The sequence below is a fragment of the Halorubrum sp. SD626R genome (genome assembly GCF_001261915.1).
Taxonomy (GTDB): domain Archaea; phylum Halobacteriota; class Halobacteria; order Halobacteriales; family Haloferacaceae; genus Halorubrum.
The window spans coordinates 1-19,442 of record NZ_CVRT01000148.1 but is presented as its reverse complement, the minus strand read 5'-3'; the positions used below and the strand labels follow the sequence as shown (position 1 = coordinate 19,442).

General features: G+C 70.6%; 18 protein-coding genes and 1 tRNA gene. 8 read left to right on the top strand and 11 right to left on the bottom strand.

Going from position 1 to position 19,442, the window contains the following annotated elements:
- Nucleotides 1-11: 11 nt before the first annotated feature.
- From SD626R_RS14515 to lonB, 5 genes are all read right to left on the bottom strand, one after another.
- Nucleotides 12-650: a fibrillarin-like rRNA/tRNA 2'-O-methyltransferase gene (locus SD626R_RS14515; protein ID WP_092567044.1), complete on the bottom strand. Its 639-nt coding sequence runs from the start codon at nt 648-650 to the stop codon at nt 12-14.
- Nucleotides 647-1,561 carry an NOP5/NOP56 family protein gene (locus SD626R_RS14510; RefSeq protein ID WP_092567043.1) on the bottom strand — a complete coding sequence of 305 codons (915 nt, stop codon included), beginning with the start codon at nt 1,559-1,561 and terminating at the stop codon, nt 647-649. Before SD626R_RS14510 ends, SD626R_RS14515 begins: the two co-directional genes overlap by 4 nt.
- Nucleotides 1,562-1,635: 74 nt before the next feature.
- The gene (locus SD626R_RS14505) at nt 1,636-1,893 is read right to left on the bottom strand and encodes a hypothetical protein (RefSeq protein WP_092567042.1); all 258 of its coding nucleotides are present in this window, start codon (nt 1,891-1,893) and stop codon (nt 1,636-1,638) included.
- A gap of 105 nt (nt 1,894-1,998) precedes the next feature.
- Complete coding sequence (locus tag SD626R_RS14500) at nt 1,999-2,781, bottom strand: CBS domain-containing protein (RefSeq protein WP_092567041.1); 783 nt, start codon at nt 2,779-2,781, stop codon at nt 1,999-2,001.
- A 209-nt stretch (nt 2,782-2,990) separates the two neighbouring features.
- Nucleotides 2,991-5,252: an ATP-dependent protease LonB gene (gene lonB, locus SD626R_RS14495; protein WP_092567040.1), complete on the bottom strand. Its 2,262-nt coding sequence runs from the start codon at nt 5,250-5,252 to the stop codon at nt 2,991-2,993.
- A 170-nt stretch (nt 5,253-5,422) separates the two neighbouring features.
- Here lonB and SD626R_RS14490 point away from each other — a divergent pair, with 170 nt between their 5' ends.
- Nucleotides 5,423-5,953 (top strand): nicotinamide-nucleotide adenylyltransferase, encoded by a 531-nt coding sequence (locus SD626R_RS14490; protein WP_092567039.1) that lies wholly within the window; start codon nt 5,423-5,425, stop codon nt 5,951-5,953.
- 70 nt (nt 5,954-6,023) lie between these two features.
- A complete protein-coding gene (locus tag SD626R_RS14485) occupies nt 6,024-6,857 on the top strand; it encodes an SAM hydrolase/SAM-dependent halogenase family protein (protein WP_092567038.1) in 834 nt (277 codons plus the stop codon).
- Nucleotides 6,858-6,892: 35 nt separating this feature from the next.
- Here the strand turns inward: SD626R_RS14485 and SD626R_RS14480 are convergent, their stop codons facing one another.
- Complete coding sequence (locus SD626R_RS14480; protein ID WP_092567037.1) at nt 6,893-7,354, bottom strand: DUF5793 family protein; 462 nt, start codon at nt 7,352-7,354, stop codon at nt 6,893-6,895.
- 173 nt (nt 7,355-7,527) lie between these two features.
- On the opposite strand from SD626R_RS14480, the gene SD626R_RS14475 reads away from it, so the two are divergent.
- The 4 genes from SD626R_RS14475 to SD626R_RS14460 all read left to right on the top strand — a co-directional run bounded on the left by SD626R_RS14475 (nt 7,528) and on the right by SD626R_RS14460 (nt 14,627).
- Complete coding sequence (locus SD626R_RS14475; protein WP_255310199.1) at nt 7,528-9,252, top strand: type II/IV secretion system ATPase subunit; 1,725 nt, start codon at nt 7,528-7,530, stop codon at nt 9,250-9,252.
- The gene (locus SD626R_RS14470) at nt 9,249-11,399 is read left to right on the top strand and encodes a type II secretion system F family protein (protein WP_092567036.1); all 2,151 of its coding nucleotides are present in this window, start codon (nt 9,249-9,251) and stop codon (nt 11,397-11,399) included. The genes SD626R_RS14475 and SD626R_RS14470 overlap by 4 nt, the downstream gene beginning before the upstream one ends.
- A 96-nt stretch (nt 11,400-11,495) precedes the next feature.
- Entirely contained in the window at nt 11,496-12,134 is a 639-nt protein-coding gene (locus SD626R_RS14465; RefSeq protein ID WP_092567035.1) for a class I SAM-dependent methyltransferase, read from the top strand.
- A 60-nt stretch (nt 12,135-12,194) separates the two neighbouring features.
- Complete coding sequence (locus tag SD626R_RS14460; protein WP_092567034.1) at nt 12,195-14,627, top strand: methyl-accepting chemotaxis protein; 2,433 nt, start codon at nt 12,195-12,197, stop codon at nt 14,625-14,627.
- 34 nt (nt 14,628-14,661) lie between these two features.
- On the opposite strand, the gene SD626R_RS14455 is transcribed toward SD626R_RS14460, so the two are convergent.
- Complete coding sequence (locus SD626R_RS14455) at nt 14,662-14,946, bottom strand: hypothetical protein (protein WP_092567033.1); 285 nt, start codon at nt 14,944-14,946, stop codon at nt 14,662-14,664.
- Between the two features lie 13 nt (nt 14,947-14,959).
- Nucleotides 14,960-15,484 carry a DoxX family protein gene (locus SD626R_RS14450; protein ID WP_092567115.1) on the bottom strand — a complete coding sequence of 175 codons (525 nt, stop codon included), beginning with the start codon at nt 15,482-15,484 and terminating at the stop codon, nt 14,960-14,962.
- Nucleotides 15,485-15,728: 244 nt separating this feature from the next.
- On the opposite strand from SD626R_RS14450, the gene SD626R_RS14445 reads away from it, so the two are divergent.
- Nucleotides 15,729-15,799, top strand: a tRNA-Gly gene (locus SD626R_RS14445).
- A 235-nt stretch (nt 15,800-16,034) separates the two neighbouring features.
- On the opposite strand, the gene SD626R_RS14440 is transcribed toward SD626R_RS14445, so the two are convergent.
- Both SD626R_RS14440 and SD626R_RS14435 read right to left on the bottom strand, forming a co-directional pair.
- Nucleotides 16,035-16,808, bottom strand: coding sequence for an SDR family NAD(P)-dependent oxidoreductase (locus SD626R_RS14440; protein WP_092567032.1), 774 nt, complete (start codon nt 16,806-16,808; stop codon nt 16,035-16,037).
- 90 nt (nt 16,809-16,898) lie between these two features.
- Nucleotides 16,899-17,978: an NAD(P)/FAD-dependent oxidoreductase gene (locus tag SD626R_RS14435; protein WP_092567031.1), complete on the bottom strand. Its 1,080-nt coding sequence runs from the start codon at nt 17,976-17,978 to the stop codon at nt 16,899-16,901.
- A 149-nt stretch (nt 17,979-18,127) separates the two neighbouring features.
- Here SD626R_RS14435 and SD626R_RS14430 point away from each other — a divergent pair, with 149 nt between their 5' ends.
- Nucleotides 18,128-18,445 (top strand): hypothetical protein, encoded by a 318-nt coding sequence (locus SD626R_RS14430; RefSeq protein ID WP_092567030.1) that lies wholly within the window; start codon nt 18,128-18,130, stop codon nt 18,443-18,445.
- Nucleotides 18,446-18,448: 3 nt separating this feature from the next.
- On the opposite strand, the gene SD626R_RS14425 is transcribed toward SD626R_RS14430, so the two are convergent.
- Entirely contained in the window at nt 18,449-19,120 is a 672-nt protein-coding gene (locus SD626R_RS14425; protein ID WP_092567029.1) for a metallophosphoesterase family protein, read from the bottom strand.
- Between the last annotated feature and the right edge of the window lie 322 nt (nt 19,121-19,442).

The window sequence follows — 19,442 nt, the reverse complement described above, 5'->3', positions numbered from 1 at the left end:
GCCCTCCGCCCTCACCGCGGCGTCGCCACGACGCCGAGGTGGTCCTCGTGATACCGGTCGAGCCGACTCGTCTCCAATACCTCGTACGTCTCGCGGAGCTCGTCGAGTGCGGTCTCGAACACCTCGTCGGGGTCCGCGGTGGCGTCCTCGCTGCGCGCCTTCACCGCGAGCAGGAGTCGCCCGTCCTCGGCGAGGAACCGGGCGTTTCGCGCCGCCACGGTCGCCTGTCCCCGCGTCGCCACGTCTTGGACGACGGCGTCGATGTCGGCCTCGACGACGTGCGCGTACGTCTCCGGCTTCCGGGCGTCTTTGAGTAGGGGAAACAGCCGGTCGCGCGGCTCCGCGGCGTCGAGGAGGTCACGGGCGGGTCGGGGGGCGAACTCGACCGCGTACGTCGGCCCCGCGAAGTCGGCGACGTGACTGACGGTCGTCCCGCTCGCGGCGCCGAGGTACAGCACCGTCTCGCCGCCGGTCAGGCCGGTGTCGAACCCGAGTTCGAGCATCCCGCCGAGCTTCGACCGCTCGGGGTCCCACGCCCGCCAGCCGTCGGCGGTCGGCTCGCCGTAGACGGGGTCGCCGCGCGTCGCCAGCCGCGTCTCGCCGGCGATCTCGCGGCGCTCGACGCCCGCGGGCAGGTCGGGGTCGCTCACGCGTCGCCCTCCGCGTCGGGATCGGCACCGCCGTTGATTTCCCCGTCACCCGTCTCGGCCCGCGCCCGGATCGTCGCCATCCGTTCGCGGAGCTCCTCGTGGAGGGTCGCCCGGCGCTCGCCCGAGTAGTGGTCGACGCGGGCCGCGAGCGTCAGCTTCCCGGCGAGCGCCCGCGCGGCCGAGCCCCGGTCCTCGGGCCGGGTGTTCCGGACGTAGTCGTGGGTGTAGATGATCCCGTGTTTCGGCGAGGGCGCGCGCCCGGAGAGGTGGGCGAACAGCGCGTCCTCCGCGCCGAGCACCTGCACGGTGCCGGAAGGCTTCTTCGCGAGCGGCTCCAGCCCGCCGGCGAGCGCGATGAGCCGCGCCGCGAGCTCCGGCCCGGCCATCTCGACGAGGTTCGGCGCGACCGCGGGCGCGGTCCGGTCGATGGTCTCCGCGAGCGCGTCGCGCTCGGCCGCCAAGTCGACGACCCGCGCCGCGAGCGACACGGCCCGGCGCTCCAGTTCGCCCTCGGGCTTGCGGGCCGCCACGGCGCGGGCGCCCTCGATCCCCGGCTCGGCGTCGTCGAACAGGCTCCCCGCCCACTCGGCGGCGCGCTCGGCCAGCTCGTTGGCCGTGCGCTCGGAGTCCTCCATCGCCCGCACGGAGTGGATCAGCTGCTGGTCGTCGGCGCGCTCGCGCTCGCGGACCGTCGCGCGCGTCGCCGTCACGGTCGCCTCGCGGAGTCGGTCGTAGTAGTCGTCGGTCGAGTCGGCGAACCCGGCGTCGACGGCGAGCGTCGGCCAGTCTCGGGGCTCGTCGGTTTCGCCGTCCGCGATTCGGTCGCGGGCGGCGTCGACCGCGTCGCGTCCGGCGGCCTCGTCCGCGTCGCGGCCCGCGAACCAGCCCGCGTCGGCGTCGGTGTCGGTCATTAACGGCGGCTACTCGTTCCCGTCGTATAGGCGTTCCCGAACGGTCGCGGGCGCTTCGCGACCCCGACGGCGCCTCACTCGGCGGCCGCCGCGTCGCCGGCCGCGCCCTCGCCCGCGTCGAGCGTCTCCTCGTCCTCGTCGGACCGGAGCGCGGCGAGGAAGCCGCCCGGATCGGAGCACACGTCGGCGACCGTCGCGCCCGCGAGCGCGCCGAGGGCGCCGCCGCTGGACGCGGCCTGTCGACCGATCAGCCCGCCGATCGCGGCGCCGACGGCGGCGCCGACCGCGGCCAGTGCCGCCCGAGAGAGCGCGCGTCGAATGCGTGAAGCCATGCCGGATACGTCTCGGTCTGATTACAAAAAACCCCACACGTTTCCGTTCGGTTACAAAAAAGCCGCCGGCCGTCGGCCGTCCTCACCGTCGCGCGCGTCTCCCGCTCACTGTAGGCGCTTCGTCGTCTCCACGAGGGGGTGGCGCGCGTAGTCGACGATCTCGATGTCGGTGATGTCGCTCAGTCCCTCCTTCTCGGCGGTCTTGGCCATCCCGAGGTCGACCGCGCGCTCCGGGACGATCACGTACGCCTCCATCGTCTCGATGCCCGCCTCGTGGGCGGCCATCACCCGGTGGTGACCGTCTGCGAGGTGGAGGGTGCCGTCGTTGTCGATGACGACGAGCGGCTCCGCGAGCCCGCGTTCGAGCTCGTACTGGCGGCCCTCCAGCTCGTCTGCGTACACCCGCGCCTGCGTCGGGATGAGATCGGTGAGGTGCACCTCGCGGCGCTCCTCGGTGAGGCTCACGCCGTGGATCTGTTCGAGCGTCCGCATCAGCTTCCCGACCTTGCTCGGCGTGGCGCGTTCGATCTGCGAACGGACCACGTCCGTGTTCGAGATGATCCCCACGAGGTTGTCGGCGTCGTCGACCACGGGGAGCCGCTGGATCCCGGACCGGAGGATGACCCGGGCGGCGTCGGTCACCTTCATGTCCGGGTGCGCGACGATGAGGTCGTCGGACATCACGGTGAAGACGGGCGCCTCGTCGTCTGCGAGCAGCAGGTCGGCGGCCGAGACGAACCCCTCGACCGTCCGGCCCTGCGTGACGGGGAACCCGTTGTGGCCGTCGCTCTCGACCATCCGCCGCGCGACGTCGTCGACCGTCTCCTCGGGACTGACGGTCTCGACGTCGCGGGTCATGTACTCGCCGACGGTCGGTTTCCCGCTCATCGTGCGCCGTTAGTCCCGGCGGAATAAAAAGGGGGCGGGGCGCGCTCTCTCCGGAAGCGGTGCTGCGGGCGCTCATCCGCGAGTCGACGACCCGCGCCCGCTCCAGCGGTCGCCGAGAGCGACGGGTGAGATACAGAAGCAGCGTGGGGGCGGCGGTTGCGAGCGCGGACGCCGCCCAGTCGGCCGTCGGACGCGGTCCCGAGGCGGTCCTACTGCGGGCTCGGGCTGGAGGGACCGGAGACGCTCCCCTCCTTCAGGGCCGAGCCGGTGATCGACTTGAGCCGGGAGACGAGCGAGTCCTTCTCGGCCTCGCCCTCCAGCGCGATGTCGAGCACCTCGCTGATGTGCGAGACCGGGATGATCTCGATCATCTCCTCGTACTCGTCTTCGATCATCACGTCCTGCTCGTTCGCCTGCGGGATGATGACGCGGGTGCAGCCGGCCTTCGCGGCTGCCTCGATCTTGTGCGTGACGCCGCCGACGGGGAGCACGTCGCCCCGCACCGACAGCGACCCGGTCATCGCGAGGCTCTGGTCGACGCCGACGTCCTCCAGCGCGGAGATGACGGCGGTCGCGACCGTGATGGACGCGCTATCCCCGTCGACGCCCTGCTGGCCCGCCTGCACGAACTGGATGTGGATGTCCATCTCCGAGATGTTCTCGTCGGAGAACTTCTTGATGATCGCGGAGACGTTCGACACCGACTCCTGGGCCATCTCCTTCAGTTGGCCCGTGGCGATCACTTCGCCGGGGCCCTGCGAGGGGGCGACCTCGGCCATCACCGGGAGCATGATCCCGGAGTCCTCGCCCATCACGGCGAGCCCGTTGACGCGGCCCACGACGTACCCCTCGGAGACCTGCAGCTCGTAGTCCTTCCGCCGCTCGATGAAGTCGTCCGCGAGCTGCTGCTCGATGGAGCGCGAGCGCCCCTTCGCCTGCAGCACGTGGTCGCGGGTGGTCATCTCGGCGTCCTCGCCGCGCGCGATGTCGCCGGCGACGCGGACCATCCCGCCGAGGTTCCGCATCTTCAGCGTGAGGTGGCCCTTCCGGCCGGAGCGGCGCTTGGCTTCGAGGATGATCTCCTCGACGGCCTCTGCCGAGAACTCCGGCAGGCGGCCGTCCTTCGCGACCTCCTGGGCGATGAACCGGACGTACTTCCGGCGCATCTCCGGGGTGTCCTCGATGGTGTCCTCCATGTACACCTCGTAGCCGTACCCCTTGATGCGGCTCCGGAGCGCCGGGTGCATGTTCTCCATCGCGTCGAGGTTCCCCGCCGCGATCATGACGAAGTCGGTCGGGACGGGCTCGGTCTGGACCATCGCGCCCGAGGAGCGCTCGGACTGGCCCGTGATCGAGAACTCGCCCTCCTGGATCGCCGTCATGAGGTGCTGCTGGCTGCGGATGTCGAGCGTGTTGATCTCGTCGATGAACAGCACGCCCTTGTTTGCCTTGTGGATGGCGCCCGCCTCGACGCGGTCGTGGCTGGGCGTCTCCATCCCGCCGGACTGGAACGGGTCGTGCCGGACGTCGCCGAGCAGTGCGCCGGCGTGCGCGCCGGTCGCGTCGCGGAACGGCGCCGTCTTCGTGTCGCCGTTGTTCACCAGCAGGTTCGGGATCATCGCGTCGGAGCCGCGGTTGAGGTAGCGGAAGACGAGGTAGACGACCCCGGCCGCGATGATGCCGACGAGGATCTGGCCGACGATGATGAGCGCGTAGCCCAGCACGACGGCGATGATGATCCACATCAGCAGCGACCGCATCTGGTTGCGCTTGCGCGCCTCCTCGCGGTGCGCGTCGACGATCTGGTCGCCCTTCCCCGCCGGCACGGTCCGGACCTTCGGCTTGTTGCCGTCGTCCGGGTTGTGATAGACGAGGACGTCCTGCAGCTCCTCCTTCGGGAGCAGCTCCGACATCGCCTTCGCGAGCATCGACTTCCCCGTCCCGGGCGAGCCGATCATCATCACGTGGCGGCGCTGCTTCGCCGCCTTGATGATCACGTCGCGGGCGTGCTCCTGCCCGATCACCTGGTCGACGAGCCGATCGGGAATCTCGAGTTCGGCGGTGGTGTCGATCTTGAGCCCGCCGAGGAGGTCGTCCTCGTCCGGGTCCTCATCGATCTCGGCACCCTCGACCTCGACGGAGCTCCCGAGCTCGTCGATGTCGCCGTTCTCGGTCTCTTCGGTGACACCCTCGGGGGTGACGCCGTTCTCGTCCCCGCGGCCCACGCCGGCGCCGTCCGGGACGGGATCGTCGACGACGATCCCGTCGTCCCAGACCTCGTCCGGCTCCTCGCCGGGCGCCGACTCCTCGGCCTCGCCGGCCTCGTCCGGCGCGCGCGCGCCGTCGTCGGGAGCGACGTCGTCGGGGGCGTCCTCGCCGTTCCCCGCCGGATCCGAGCCCTCCGAGCCCGTCTCGTCGGGCTCCTCGGGGTCGTCGGTCGGCGGGTCGTTCGCGTCCTTTTCGTTGCTCATAGAATCGGGTATCGCTAGTAAAAACGAAGGGTCGGCTACTGATATACTTTCTCCCCGCAGCGGGTTCGCCGGGATCCAGCGAAACGCCGCTGAGAGCGGGTATGGACACCGATATTGCCGTTCGAGCAGTCCCGCGGGGTTTATAAATAGTGGCCGCCCAACGTGAACCCATGCGCGGGTTCTACATCGGGCGGTATCAGCCGTTTCACGACGGCCACCGGCACATGGTCGAGGAGATCGCCGGGGAGGTCGACGAGCTCGTCTTAGGGATCGGCTCCGCCGGCGACTCCCACACCACCCGGAACCCGTTCACGGCCGGCGAGCGCGTGATGATGGTGACGAAGGCGGTGGAACACCTCGACGTCACCACCTACGTCGTTCCCATCGAGGACCTCGACCGCAACTCGGTCTGGGTGAGCCACGTCCAGAGCATGACTCCGCGGTTCGACGTGGCCTACTCGAACAACCCCCTCGTCGTCCGTTTGTTCGAGGAGGCCGGCGTCGAGGTGCGCGGCTCCCCCATGTTCCGCCGCGACGTCCTGGAGGGGACGGAGCTGCGCGAGCGGATGATCCACGGCCACGACTGGCAGGCGCTCGTCCCGGAGACCGTGATCGACGTGATCGAGGAGGTCGACGGCGTCGAGCGCATCCGCCGGATCGCCGAGACCGACACGAACGGCGAGCCGCCGATGGACGCGTAGTCGCCGCCGTCCGACTCCCCCGGAGGCGCAGTCGCCGCCTTTTAAGCGTCGGCCGCCCTGCGGATCGCTCATGATAACGCTCACGTCGGACTTCGGCTCGCCGTACCCGGCCGCGATGAAGGGGGTCGTCCGGCGCCACACGGACGCCGAGATGATCGACGTCGCTCACGACCTCCCGCGCGGGGACCCGCGGGCGGCCGCCTTCTGGCTGCGCTTCGTCCTCCCGGAGTTCCCGCCCGCCGTCCACTGCGCCGTCGTCGACCCGGGCGTCGGCACCGACCGCGACGCGCTCGTCGTCCGCGCCGGCGCGCACGTCCTCGTCGCGCCCGACAACGGGCTCGCGATGCCGCCGGCGCGGGCGCTCGCGGGAGGGGACGCGGGGGCCGAGACCGAGGCGTTCGTCGTCGACGTCGAGGAGCCCGCGAGCCAGACGTTCCACGGCCGCGACGTGTTCGCGCCGGTGGCGGCGCGGATCCGCGCGGCGCTCGACGGTGGGCCGGCGGCCGCGGGGCCCGAGGGGGTCGCGGCCGCGCTCGACGCGATGGACGAACTCTCGCCCGCGGCCGACCCCGTCGACATCGCGTTCCCCGAGCCGACCGTCGAGCGCGACGACGACGGCGACCCCGTCGCCGTCGACGGCGAGGTGCTCGTGATCGACCGGTTCGGCAACGTCGTCACGAACGTCCCGGGCGAGCTGGTCCGCGGCAGCGACTGGATCCGCGTCGACGGCGAGCTCACGCCGGTCGCGGAGACGTTCGGCGCGGTCGAACCCGGCGACCGGCTTGTCACCGTCGGGAGCCACGGCTACGTGGAGTGCGACGTCAACGACGGCCGCGGCGACGGCGCGTTCGACCTGCGGCCGGGCGACGAGGTGCGGCTGGTCGGCGACAACGTGAGTATTTAAATAGTCGCGGGGAACGCGGAGCGGCCGAGACCGGCCTACAGCTCCACGCCGGAGGGGATCAGGCTCTCGCTGCGGAGGAGATTCCCCTCGTGGTCGTACACGAGGAACGTGTCCTTGTCGTAGGCGACGAGCCGCTCGCCCTCGACGTCGATCTCGACCCGGTAGCGGGCGTCCTCGTCGCCGGCCGAGTCGCGCGCGGCGTGGATGAACGGGAGGACGTCCGTGGCGGTCTCGTTGAGCTCCAACACGAAGTCCCCGGTGTACCGGTTCGTCACGCCGACCACGCCCTCCGGGTCGGCGGCGTCCGAGAGCGGCTCTCGGAGCCGGAACGCCACGTCGACCTCGGCGGCCGCCAGCAGCTCTCCGTCCGTGTCCGAGAGCCGGTCGCGCAGGAGTCCCTCCGGCCCGTGGAAGTCGATCCGGACCAGGGGCGTCGCCCGGTCGTCGGCGTCGTCGCCGACGCCCTCGACGGTCAGTTCGAAGTAGTCACGCCGCATTGCCTGTTAGGTCCTTTGCGGTCGGCACCTATCAACGTAACGGGCGACGCCCGGAACGGACGGGTCAGACGGGGCGATCGCCGCGCGCTCGGATCGCGGGCACCCCCAGTCTCACGGCCGATACTCGCCCGGTGGAATTTAAACGGCCACGTCGCATACGCCCTCGTAACCGTATGGCGAGCGAGGCGAGCGAGGACGGCGGAGACCGCGTCGCGGCCCTCCGGCGACGGCTCTCGCGAACGCTGGAGATGCTGCGGGGGTCGGAGCTCGACGTCCGCCCCTTCCGCCCGGACGAGGACGGCCCGCTCGCCTCCTTCGCCGTGCCGGACGGCGAGCGCGAGGTCGACCGCTACTGGGTGAACGCCCCGTACGCGTACGTCGTCATCACCTACGACGAGGCCGAGAGCGAACACCGGTACTACGCGGTCGAGCCGGACCTCGACGAGTTCGAACGCGACCTCCTCGACCGCGTCGTCGACGACATCCGGGACCCCCTGCTCTACCGAGAGGGATCCGGCAAGACAGACGAGGAGACGCTCCGCGAGGAGCTGAAGGGGCTCTTGGAGGGGTACGGCGTCGACGCCGGGATGGCGACGTTCCACGCGCTCGCCTACTACCTCTACCGCGACTTCCGCGGCTACGGGAAGGTCGATCCGCTCCTGAACGACCGTCACATCGAGGATATCTCCTGTGACGGCTACGACCTCCCCATCTTCGTCTACCACGACGACTACACGGACATCGAGACGAACGTCTCGTTCCCGAAGGGGGAGCTCGACAACTACGTCATCCGACTGGCCCAGCAGTCCGGGCGCCACGTCTCCGTCGGCGACCCGATCGTGGGGACGACGCTGCCGGACGGCTCGCTCGCCGAGCTCTCGCTCGGGGAGGAGGTCACCCCCCGTGGCTCCGCGTTCACGATCCGGCAGTACGCCGAGGACCCGTTCACGCCGATCGACCTCGTGGAGTACGGCACGTTCTCGGTCGAACAGATGGCGTACTTCTGGCTCTGTATCGAGCACAACAAGAGCCTCATCTTCGCGGGCGGGACCGCTTCCGGAAAGACCACCTCGATGAACGCGGTGTCGATGTTCGTCCCGCCGCGCGCGAAGGTCCTCTCGATCGAGGACACCCGCGAGCTCTCCTTATACCACGACAACTGGCTCTCCTCTATCACCCGCGAACAGCGGTACGAAGGGGCCGACATCGACATGTACGACCTGCTCCGCTCGGCGCTGCGCCACCGCCCGGAGTATATCATCGTCGGCGAGGTGCGCGGCGACGAGGCGATCACCCTGTTCCAGGCGATGAACACCGGTCACACCACCTTCTCGACGATGCACGCCGACTCGATCGAGACGGTGATCAACCGGCTGGAGAACGAGCCGATCAACGTGCCGCGCGCGATGGTGCAGTCGCTCGACATGCTCTCGATCCAGACGCTGACGCGCTCGGGCGACCAGCGCGTCCGACGCGCGAAGACGATCGGCGAGATCGGCGGCATCGACCAGCGCACCGGCGAGCTCGACTACTCGTCCGCGTTCGAGTGGGACGCCGAGAGCGACGAGTTCCGCCGCAACGACTCGTCGCTCATGGACGAGATCGCCGACGAGCGCGGCTGGTCCCGCTCCGAGCTGCTCCGCGAGATCCGGCGCCGCGAGCGCTTCTTAGAGCTGCTCCGCGGGCTCGGCATCACCGACTACCGGACGTTCACGGCCCTCGTCAACGAGTACTACGCCGACCCCGAGCGCGTGATGGACCGGCTCGAAGCGCGGGCGGCCGACGCCGACGGCGTCGAGGTCCCGGCGGAGGAGCCCACGCCGGGCGACGGGGCCGACGGGTCGGGCCCGACCCGCGGTGAGGCGGCCTCGTCGGGGGCCGGAGAGACGCCGGAATGATCGCCTCGATCCCTCTCTTCGCCGCGCTCGGGCTCTGTCTGGCGCTGTTGCTGCCGGCCGTCTCCGACCGCGCCGACCTGCTGGTCACCCGGATCGCGCTGTCGCTGTTCGGGGACTACGTCGCCGAGGACGACTCCCGGCGACGGCGCCAGCGCGACCTGTTGCACGCCGCCCACGTCGACGCCACCCACCGGGCGTACGCCTCGCGGACCCTGCTGTACGCCGGCGTCCTCGGCGTCGCGGGCAGCGTTCTCGGCGTGTACGCGGCCGGCGCGCTCCTCTCCGCGCTCGACGTCGGCGAGGCGGCGATCCGCGCGTTCCTCCCGGCCGCGCTCTCCTTCCTCGCCGGGCTCGCGGGGCTCGCGTCGCTCTCCCTCCCGCGGCTGTTCCTCCTCCTGACGTTCGCCTCGGCGACGCTCGGCTCCGCGCTCGCGGCCGGGACGTACTACGGGCGATGGGAGCTGCTGAGCCAGCGCGCGCACGCCAGGGCGGCCGAGATCGACGCCACCCTCCCGCGGACGGTCGCGTTCATGTACGCGCTCTCGCGGTCGGGGATGGCGTTCCCGCGGGTGATGGACACCCTCGCGGAGAACGAGGCGGTGTACGGCGAGGCGGCCACGGAGCTGTCGGTCGCCGTCCGCGACATGAACGCCTTCGGCACGGACGCGCTGACCGCGCTCCAGCGCACCGCGCGTCGGACGCCGAGCGACGACCTGGCCGACTTCTCGGAGAACCTCGCCTCGGTCCTCGGCACCGGCCAGTCGATCTCGACGTTCCTCGCCGACCAGTACGAGCTGTACCAGGAGGAGGCCGAGTCGAAACAGGAGCGCTACCTCGATCTGCTCTCGACGTTCGCGGAGGCGTACGTCACGGCGCTGGTCGCCGGCCCGCTCTTTTTTATCACCATCCTCGTCGTCATCGGGCTCGTCCTGGAGGACACGCTCCCGCTGCTCCGCGTCGTCGTCTACCTCGGCGTCCCGCTCGCGACGTTCGGGTTCGTCGTCTACGTCGACAGCGTGACGCAGGGGGTCGGCGGGACGGAGAGCGTCGACCTCTCCGAGGCGGCCGACGACGAGACGGGCAGCGGGAGAGGCGAGAGAGCGGGCGGCTCGACCGGCGACGCCCCGGGCGTCGCGGCCGACGGGGGCGTCGCGGACGGGACCCGCCGAGACCGCTGGACCGCCAGCCGGGAGCGGCTCCGGGCGTACGACCGGGTCCGGCGGCTGCGCCGCTGGGCCGCGTCGCCGGTCGAGAACGCGGTTCGGGCCCCGGCGACGTCGTTCCTCGCGACCGTGCCGCGCGCGCTCCTCGGCCTGCTCGTCTTCGCCTTCCCGGTCACGCTCGGCCCGGCGACCGAGATGGTCGCGCAGGTGGAGACCCCAGTCGTCGTCGCGACGGCGCTCGTCCTCGCGGTCTACGCGGTCGTCTACGAGGTCGGGAAGCGCCGCACCCGCCGGGTCGAGTCGTCCGTGCCGGACTTCCTCGACCGGCTCGCGAGCGTCAACGAGGCCGGCACCTCCGTCGTCGGCAGCGTCAGGCGGGTCGCCGACTCCAACCTGGAGGCGCTGACGGCCGACCTGAAGCGCACCCGACGCGACATCGACTGGGGCGCCGACGTGAGCACCGCGCTCCGCCGGCTGGAGCGCCGGGTCCGGTCGCCGATGACCTCCCGGGCGGTGGCGCTCGTGACGAACGCGATGCACGCCAGCGGCGACATCGGTCCCGTGCTCCGGATCGCGGCCGACGAGTCGCGCGCGACGTGGTCGCTCCGCAGGGAGCGCCGGCAGGTGATGTTGACGTACCTCATCGTGATCTACATCTCCTTCCTCGTCTTCCTCGGGATCATCGCCTCCCTGTCCGTCTCCTTCATCCCGGCCATCGAGCAGGCCGCCATCCCGAGCGCCGGGGGCGACACCGGCGGCGTCCCCGGCGCGCCCGGCGGCCCCTCCGGGATCACCGAGGGGCTCGGCGATATCGACGCGTCCGCCTACGAGCAGCTGTTCTTCCACGCCGCGTCCGTGCAGGCCGTTTGCTCCGGGCTCGTCGCCGGCCAGCTCGGCGAGGGGTCGGTGGCGGACGGCGCGAAACACGTGGTCGTCCTCCTCGCGTTGACGCTCCTCACCTTCGCCGTCATCGACCTGGTGTGACGGCGCGCGCGGCTCGGGAACCGCCGTCGCGGGTCTCACCGGTCCGCCGCGGTCGCCGTCCACCGGAGCTATGTCGCTCGGCGCCGACCGTCCGGCATGGAGTCGGACCCGCAGACGACGTACGACCGCATCGCCGCGCACTTCGCGAAGACCCGCGAGCACGCGTGGCCCGAGGTCGAGTCGTTCTTGCAGGAGCGGTCGGCGGAACGCGCGCTCGACGTCGGCTGCGGGAACGGGCGCCACGCGGAGCCGCTCGCGGAGCGCGCCGAGTCGGTCGTCGGCGTCGACCTGAGCCGCGAACTCCTGCGCGAAGCGACGGCTCGCGCCCGCGAGCGCGGCTACGCCCGGTCGTTCGACCCGGTCCACGGCGACGCCGCCGCCCTCCCGGTCGCCGACGACGCGGTCGGGCTCGCGGTCTACGTCGCCGCGCTCCACCACCTCTCGCCGCGCGCCGCCCGCGTGCAGAGCCTCGACGAGCTCGCACGGGTCCTCGCGCCCGGCGGCACCGCGCTCGTGAGCGCGTGGAGCACCGCCCACGACCGCTTCGACCGGGAGGCGGGGTTCGACACGACCGTCGACTGGACGCTTCCCGACGGCGAGGTCGTCCCCCGTTATTACCACATCTACTCGCCCAGCGAGTTCGAGCGCGACCTCGCCGAGAGCGCCCTCGATCCCGTCGATTTCGACGTCTCCAGCGGGAACTGCTACGCTGTGGTCGCCGCGCCTGACAGCTGATTATCAGTGGCGATACCGGCGTGGGAGCATTGAAGGGACCCCGCCGACCCCGTCGAGGTAATGAGTTCGAGTCGGCTTGAGCGCCTCATGCGTCGGGCGACGCCCGAGCCCGTCGTCCGGAGTTACCTCGCGAAGTTCCTCGTCGCCGTCCTCCTCATCGTCGCCGGTATCGGCGGCGTGGGCGCGATCACGTACGCGGAGACCACTGACCACCTCGAATCGACCGCCAGGGAGGACTACACCGCCGTGGCCGAGCTGAGCGCGACGGAGCTCGACCGGTGGACCACCGAGCGTCGGGCGACCGCCGCCGGAATCGCCGACAGCAACGCGTTCTCGCGAAGCGCGGCCGGAGTCGAGAACTACCTCTCCGGGCAGCTGTCCCTGATCGCGGACGAGGTCGTCGCCCTCCACTTCGTCGAGCGGACGAGCGGCGAGGTCATCGCGTCCAGTCAGACGGGCGAGGAGGGAGTCGACCGCGGCGAGACCGTCACGTCGAGGGAGTGGTTCGACGACAACCTGTTGCTCGGCGATCAGGTGTTCACCTCGCCGATGTACGAGGTCGACGGCGAGCGACGGGTCGCGTACGTCGCTCACACGCCGCTCAGTGAATACGTGGTTATGGAAGTCGCAATCGCGCCGGTCGTGGCCGACTTCCGGCAGCCGACGGCGAGCGCGTTCACCACGGTCGTCCACGCCGACGGGACGATCGGCGCCAGCGACCGCGACGGAGTCACCGGCGAGCGGTACGAGGAGGGCGCGGTCCTCGACGCGATGTCCGACGGCGAAGCGGCCGTGGGGCACGTCGCGGCGACGACGTTCGGCTTCGACCGGGACGCCGAGTACTTCGTCGCGTACGCTCCGGTCCCCTCCGAGGGGTGGCACGTCGCCGTTCACGTCCCGCTCTCGGAGGCGTACGCGCTCTCCGGAGTGATCGGTCGGAACCTGCTGCTCATCGTCGGCGTCGCGGTCGTCGGGCTCGGGCTGCTCGGCGCGACGCTCGGGCGCGGCACGGTCGCGGAGCTGAACCGGCTCACCCGGAAGGCGCGGGCGCTGGAGGCCGGCGACCTCGACGTCGAGTTCGGCACCGAGCGCCGCGACGAGTTCGGCGACCTCCACGGCGCGTTCTCGACGATGCGCGACTCGCTCGGCGAGCAGATCGAGTCGGCCGAGACGCAGCGGCGGCGCGCCGAGGAAGCAAAGGCCGAGAGCGAGGCGTTCGCGGAGCGGCTGGAGGCGCGGGCGACGACGTTCGGCGCGACGATGAACGACTGCGCCGACGGCGACCTCACGGCTCGGCTCGACGTCGAACCCGACGACCCGGACGCGCTCGCCGACATCGCCGCCGGGTTCAACGGCGCGATGGACGAGCTGGAGGCCGCGATCGCGGAGGTCGACGCCTTCGCCGCGCAGGTCGCCGAGCGCAGCGAAGCGGTCACCGACGGCGCCGACGAGGTCGCGGCGGCGGGGCGGGAGACGAGCGACGCCGTCGACGAGATATCCGCCGGCGCGGAGCGGCAGAGCCGGCGGCTGTCCGAGGTCGCCGGCGAGATGGAGGACATGTCCGCGACCGTCGAGGAGGTCGCCGCCTCGGCCGACGAGGTCGCGACCACCTCCCGCGAGGCGAAGGCGGTCACCGAGGAGGGCCGCGAGGCCACGACCGCGGCGGTCGACGAACTGCACGACGTCGAGTCGCGCTCGGCGTCGGCGACCGAGACCATCGAGCGGCTTGAGGCGGAGATGGCCGAGGTGGACGCGATCGTCGAGACGATCTCGGAGATCGCCGATCAGACGAACCTGCTGGCGCTGAACGCCTCGATCGAGGCGGCGCGGGCGGGCGAGGCGGGCTCCGGGTTCGCCGTCGTCGCCGAGGAGGTGAAATCGCTCGCGGAGGAGACCCAGTCGTCCGCCGCCGAGGTCGAGGCGCTGATCGAGGGGCTGCGCGAGCGCACCGACGAGAGCGTCGCGGAGATGGCGCGGATCCGCGAGGGGGTCGACGCCGGCGTCGACACCGTCGAGACCGCCGACGACGCCCTGAGCGAGGTCGCCGAGCGGGTAGCCGAGGCCGACGACGGCGTCCAGGAGATCTCCGGAGCGATGGACGCGCAGGCGTCGTCGGTGAACGCGGTGACCGGCGCCGTCGACGACCTGGCCGGCGTGAGCCAGCAGACCACCGCGGAGGCGACCACGGTCGCCTCGACCGCAGAGGAACAGGCCGCCAGCCTGGGCGAGGTCTCCGACCAGGCCCACGCGCTCACCGAGCGCGCGAGGAACCTGCGTCGGCTGACCGAGGGGTTCGAGGTGAACGCCGGGCGAGCGGTCGGTGGCGGGAGGGACCTCGGCGGGCTCGGAGAAACGGAGGCTGACGGCGACGACGCCGACACCGGCCTCAATTTCGGCTCGAACGACGCTGAGGGCTCGATGAGCGCCGACGGCGGAGTCGACCGGGAGCCGGACGCGGGGCCCGTCGACGAGTCGTCGGACGCGGAAAAGTAGCCGCGCCGCCTCCCGCGGCGGTCGGGTCGCGACCTCAGTCGGCCACGGTCTCGTGGCCGGTCTGCGCGTCGTCCGCGAGCGGCGTCACGACCTTGTACGCCGCGTAGAGGCCGAGCACCGCGACCCCGGCCAGCACGACGCCGGTCCGGATCTGCGGCGAGATCAGCGGCGTCGCCACGACTTCGCCCGCGTCGTTGGTCATCGGGACCGGGCTGTACGGCTGTCCGGCGAGGATCTCTAGGATCCCCATGCCGACCAGTCCGAGCAGCATCAGTCCCGCACTCAGCGCCATCGCCGCCTTGTCGATGATGTTCGTCATTTGGTGTCACCTCTTAACCGAGCAGGTAGCGGAGCTTCGGGTGCGCCTGCACGAACGATAGCTTCTCGATGACTGCGTCGAGGCCGTAGTACCGACCGGCTGACAGCATGATCATGGTGACGAACAGCAAGAGCCCCATGAAGTCGCTGTTGACCAGCCCGTGGCCGAAGCCGGCGTTACCGACCCAGAACAGGGTCATGAAGATGACTCCGCCGAAGGCGGCGAGCCGGGTGAACGCCCCCGCGATCAGCGCGAGGCCGATCAGAGTCTCGAACAGCGGGACCCCTGGCTCGATAAGCCACGCGAGGTTGTTCCCCATCCAGACGGGGATCCCGCCGAGCGCCGTGCCCGTCATCCCATTCATGTACGCCGGTCCGGAGGTAAACGCGAACCCGCTCTCGATGATCTTCGTGATCCCGGCGTGGAAGAACCACCAGCCGGTGACGACGCGCAGGAAGGCGATCCAGTACGCCGCCCACGGGCCGTCAAGCGCGAACTCGACCTCGTCGACCAGGGGATTGCTCGATTGGTATGACATCGTGTTCACCTCACGGGTGAACGTTGGCCACCCACCCGTATATGTACACGACCGCCTTCTAAACGGCTGAAAAGCGTTCTAAGCGTACGGGAACGGCCCGCGATACTGTGGCACTTTAAATACGTCTCCGGCCGCTCGGAGGGTCTTGCCATCCCGACCGACCGGTCGGCCGTCGGAAACACGGAACGTTTATTGGATTCGTTGGGCCTACGTCTACACGCGTCGACGACGGACGCATCCGTGCGCGCCGGTGGTCTAGTGGTAGGACCTGAGCCTTCCAAGCTCATGGCCCGGGTTCAAATCCCGGCCGGCGCACTCCCTTCGGTCGTGCGCCGGCCGACCTCCCGCTCGCTCGCTACGCTCGCTCGCGGGAGTCCCGGCCGGCGATTTTCCTCGCTTCGCTCGGAAAATACTGAGAAGGGTTTTGGATCCAATCAGTCGCGCGCAACGAGCGACGCGAGCGAGCACGTTTGATTCTCCAGTCGGCGAATCTCTGGAAGGTCCGTATTAGTCGTCGAACCTGTCGCTCCGCCCGGCTCGTGACCGCCGCCTATAGACTCGCCCCGCCGTCGACCCACACCGTCTCACCCGTCACGTAACTCGCGCCCTCGGAGGCGAGGTAGAGGTACGCGTCGCGCAGGTCCGCGGGGATACCGGCTCTGGAGGGGAGACCGTCGGACTCCTCGATAGCGCCCCTCGCCTCGTCGGCCCACCCCTCTCGGATCTCGGTTGCGATCGGTCCGGGAGCGACCGCGTTCACCCGGACTCCGTGTTCGTCGAGTTCGAGCGCCGCGCTCCGGGTGAGCATCTGGACCCCGCCCTTCGTCGCGGCGTAGTGGGAGTGATCCTGCTCCGCGCGCTCGGCCGTCGTCGACGACGTGTTCACGATCGCGCCCTCGACGCCGCGGTCGATCATGTCCTTCGCGGCCAGCTGCGTGCCGAAGAAGGTGCCCCTGAGGTTGACGCCGTGAACGTAATCGAAGTCCTCGGGCTCGACGTCGAGGAACTCGAGGCTCCGGTGGACGCCCGCGTTGTTCACCATCACGTCGACCCCGCCGAACTCGCGGGCCGCCTCGATCACCGACTCGATCTGACTCGGCTCCGAGGCGTCGGTCTCGACGAAGACGGCGGTCCCGCCGCGCTCCTCGACGACCTCGTGCGTGGGGGTCTCGGCGCTGACGTCCTTCGGTTCCGCCCGGATGTCGGCGTTGATCACGGTCGCGCCCGCGTCGCCGAATCCGATCGCGACCGCGCGACCGATCCCGCTCGATCCGCCCGTGACCACGACCGTCTCGTCGGAGAAGTCCGCGCTGATGGTCCCCATACCGACGCTCGGACGCAGCGGATCAAAAAAGGTCGGTCTCGCGGTCCCGCGAGCCGGGTTGACCCGCCTCGGACTCCGATCCGGTTCGGTTCAGTCGTCGTCGGCCGCGGGCTGCTCTGCCTCCGAGTCGGCGCTCGCGTCGGTCCGCGGACCGCCGGCGTGGCCCTCGTGAGCGACCGCGGTCGCCAGTAGTTCGGGCGAGATCGCGGGCACGTCCTCCTCGGAAACGGGCCCGTCCCGCGCGATCTCCTCGGTGGAGCGGGGGAACTCGCGGAGGTCCTTATGTAGCGCGATCCCGGCCTTGGCGCCCTGCCCCAGCGCGACCGGCACCTGGTTGTGGCCGGGCGTCACGTCGCCGACGGCGTACACGCCGTCGACGCTCGTGCGGCCGTGGTCGTCGACGTCGATCTCGCCGCCCTCCGTGAGATCGCAGCCGAGTCCCTCGGCCAGTGCGGTGTTGTAGTCGGAGCCGTACATCGGGAAGCCGCCGCGGTACTCGCGGCGCGTCCCGTCTTCGAACTCCATCGCCTCCAGCCAGCCGGAGTCGGAATCGTTCTCGACGCCGGCCACGTCCTCGTGGACGATATCGACGGGGTGCGCCTCCAGCCGGGCCGCCGTCTCCTCGCTCCACGTCGGCTCCGCGCCCCGAGTCAGGAGGTCCACGTCGTCGGTCAGGTTCAGCATGATCATCGCGACGTGGGCGGCGGCCTCGCCGTGGCCCATCACGTACACCGGCTCGTCGACGAACATGTAGGCGTCGCAGTGGAGACACCAGTGGAGCCCCCTCGCGTTCCTGGGGAGCGGCGGGTCCGGGCGCTCGTCGGAGAAGCCGGTCGCGAGCACGACGCGGTCCGCGAGGAACTCGGCGTCGCTCGTCGTCAGCCGGAAGCGACCGTCCTCGGTCTCGGTCACGTCGGTGACGAAGCCGCGCTCGAAGGTTCCGCCGTACGACTCCACCTGCTCGCGGCCGGTCGCGAGGAACTCGTTGCCGGAGACGTCCTCGGTGACGCCGATCACGTTGTGCGTGTCGGCCATCATCGCCGCGCGGCCGCCGCCGCGGTCGATGAGCGCCGTCTCGTGTCCCAGGCGGGCCCCGTACAGGGCGGTCGTCAGTCCGGCCGGCCCCCCGCCGACGACCGCGATCTCGTACTCGTCGTCTACCGAACTCATTACCGGATCGTAGGCGACGCATCGGTTTAAATGGAGCCGTGATGTGCGCGAGTCGCGGCCAGCCCGGTAGGGACGGGATACCCGCCTCGGGTCCCCCGGTCCGGCGCACCCCCGGAAGCTTATTACGGTTCATCGCCTCGGCACTGCCAGTGCCCTCGCGTCTCGCCGCCGCCGTCGCGCTCCTCCTCGTCGGCGCGGTCGCCGACATCGCCTCCACGTACGTCGCGATCGGGGGCGGGCAGTACGTCGAAGGCTCCCCCGTCGGCAGCGCATTCATCGCCGCGTTCGGGCTCGTCCCCGGAATGCTCCTCACCAAGGCCGCCGGCATGCTCCTCATCGGGATCCCCGTCGCGGTCGCGGGCGGAACGCGGCGCCTCGTCGCAACGCTGATGTGCGCCGGTATCGGCCTGCTCTCGCTGGCGACCGCCGCGCGCAACGTCCTGCTCCTCCTCGGGCTCTGGCCGTGAGGCTCACTCACCTCTGTAGAGACGATCGGCGGTACGCTCCGGGAGCCCCGCCTCGGCGACCGCTTCGCGCACGCGGTCGATGTCGTACGCGACCCGTTTGAGGGTCACTTCGTCGGTGGCCGCGTCGAGCACGGCGTACCCGGCCTCCGGGTCGCCGTCGCGCGGCTGCCCGACGCTCCCGGGGTTGACGACGACGCCGCCCGCGACGGACCGCTTCCCCTGCACGTGCGTGTGGCCGAGGACGATTCCGTCGAACTCGCCCATGTGCCGGTCCAAATTCGGGAACTCCTCGGGATAGACGTAGGCGTCCTCGCGCTCGGCCGCGGGGTGCGAGTGGACGAGGAGGTATCGGCCGCCCGCGAACGTCTCAGCGCGGGGGAGCCCGCGGAGCCACGCGAGCCGGTCCTCGGAGAGCGACTCCTTCGCGTGTTCGAGCCCGGCCTCCGCCATGCGGTTGGCGCGGTAGCGCTCGGGAGTCTCGACCGTGCGGTCGTGGTTCCCGCGGACGGTCATGGCGGCGACCTCGCGCACGCGATCGACGCACTCTGCCGGCCACGGATTGTACCCGATCACGTCCCCGGCGCAGACGATCCGGTCGACCGCGGGCATGTCGTCGAGGACGGCTTCGAGCGCCGGGAGGTTCGCGTGGACGTCCGAGATGAGCCCCACTTTCATCGAATCGGGATTGGAGGGCGACGCCCGAATAGCTTCGGCCTATACGTCGCGGTATACGGGATTAAGTCTGAGAACATCGACGACGTCGATTGCTTATAAACCGCCGACTCCGGATCGGCGGTGAACATCTCCAAAGCCCCAGCCGCGAGGACGGCGCACGCTCGCTGCGCTCCTCGCTCAGTCGCTACCGCTCCTTCGCTGCGGTGCTTGGCGTCGCCTGCGCCGTCCTCGCGGCTGCCCCTTTGAGACCCACCCCGGCCGCACAGCACCGCAGCCTCATGCCTCCCCAGCCTCGTCGCTCGCGCTCTCCGAGCGCTCACCG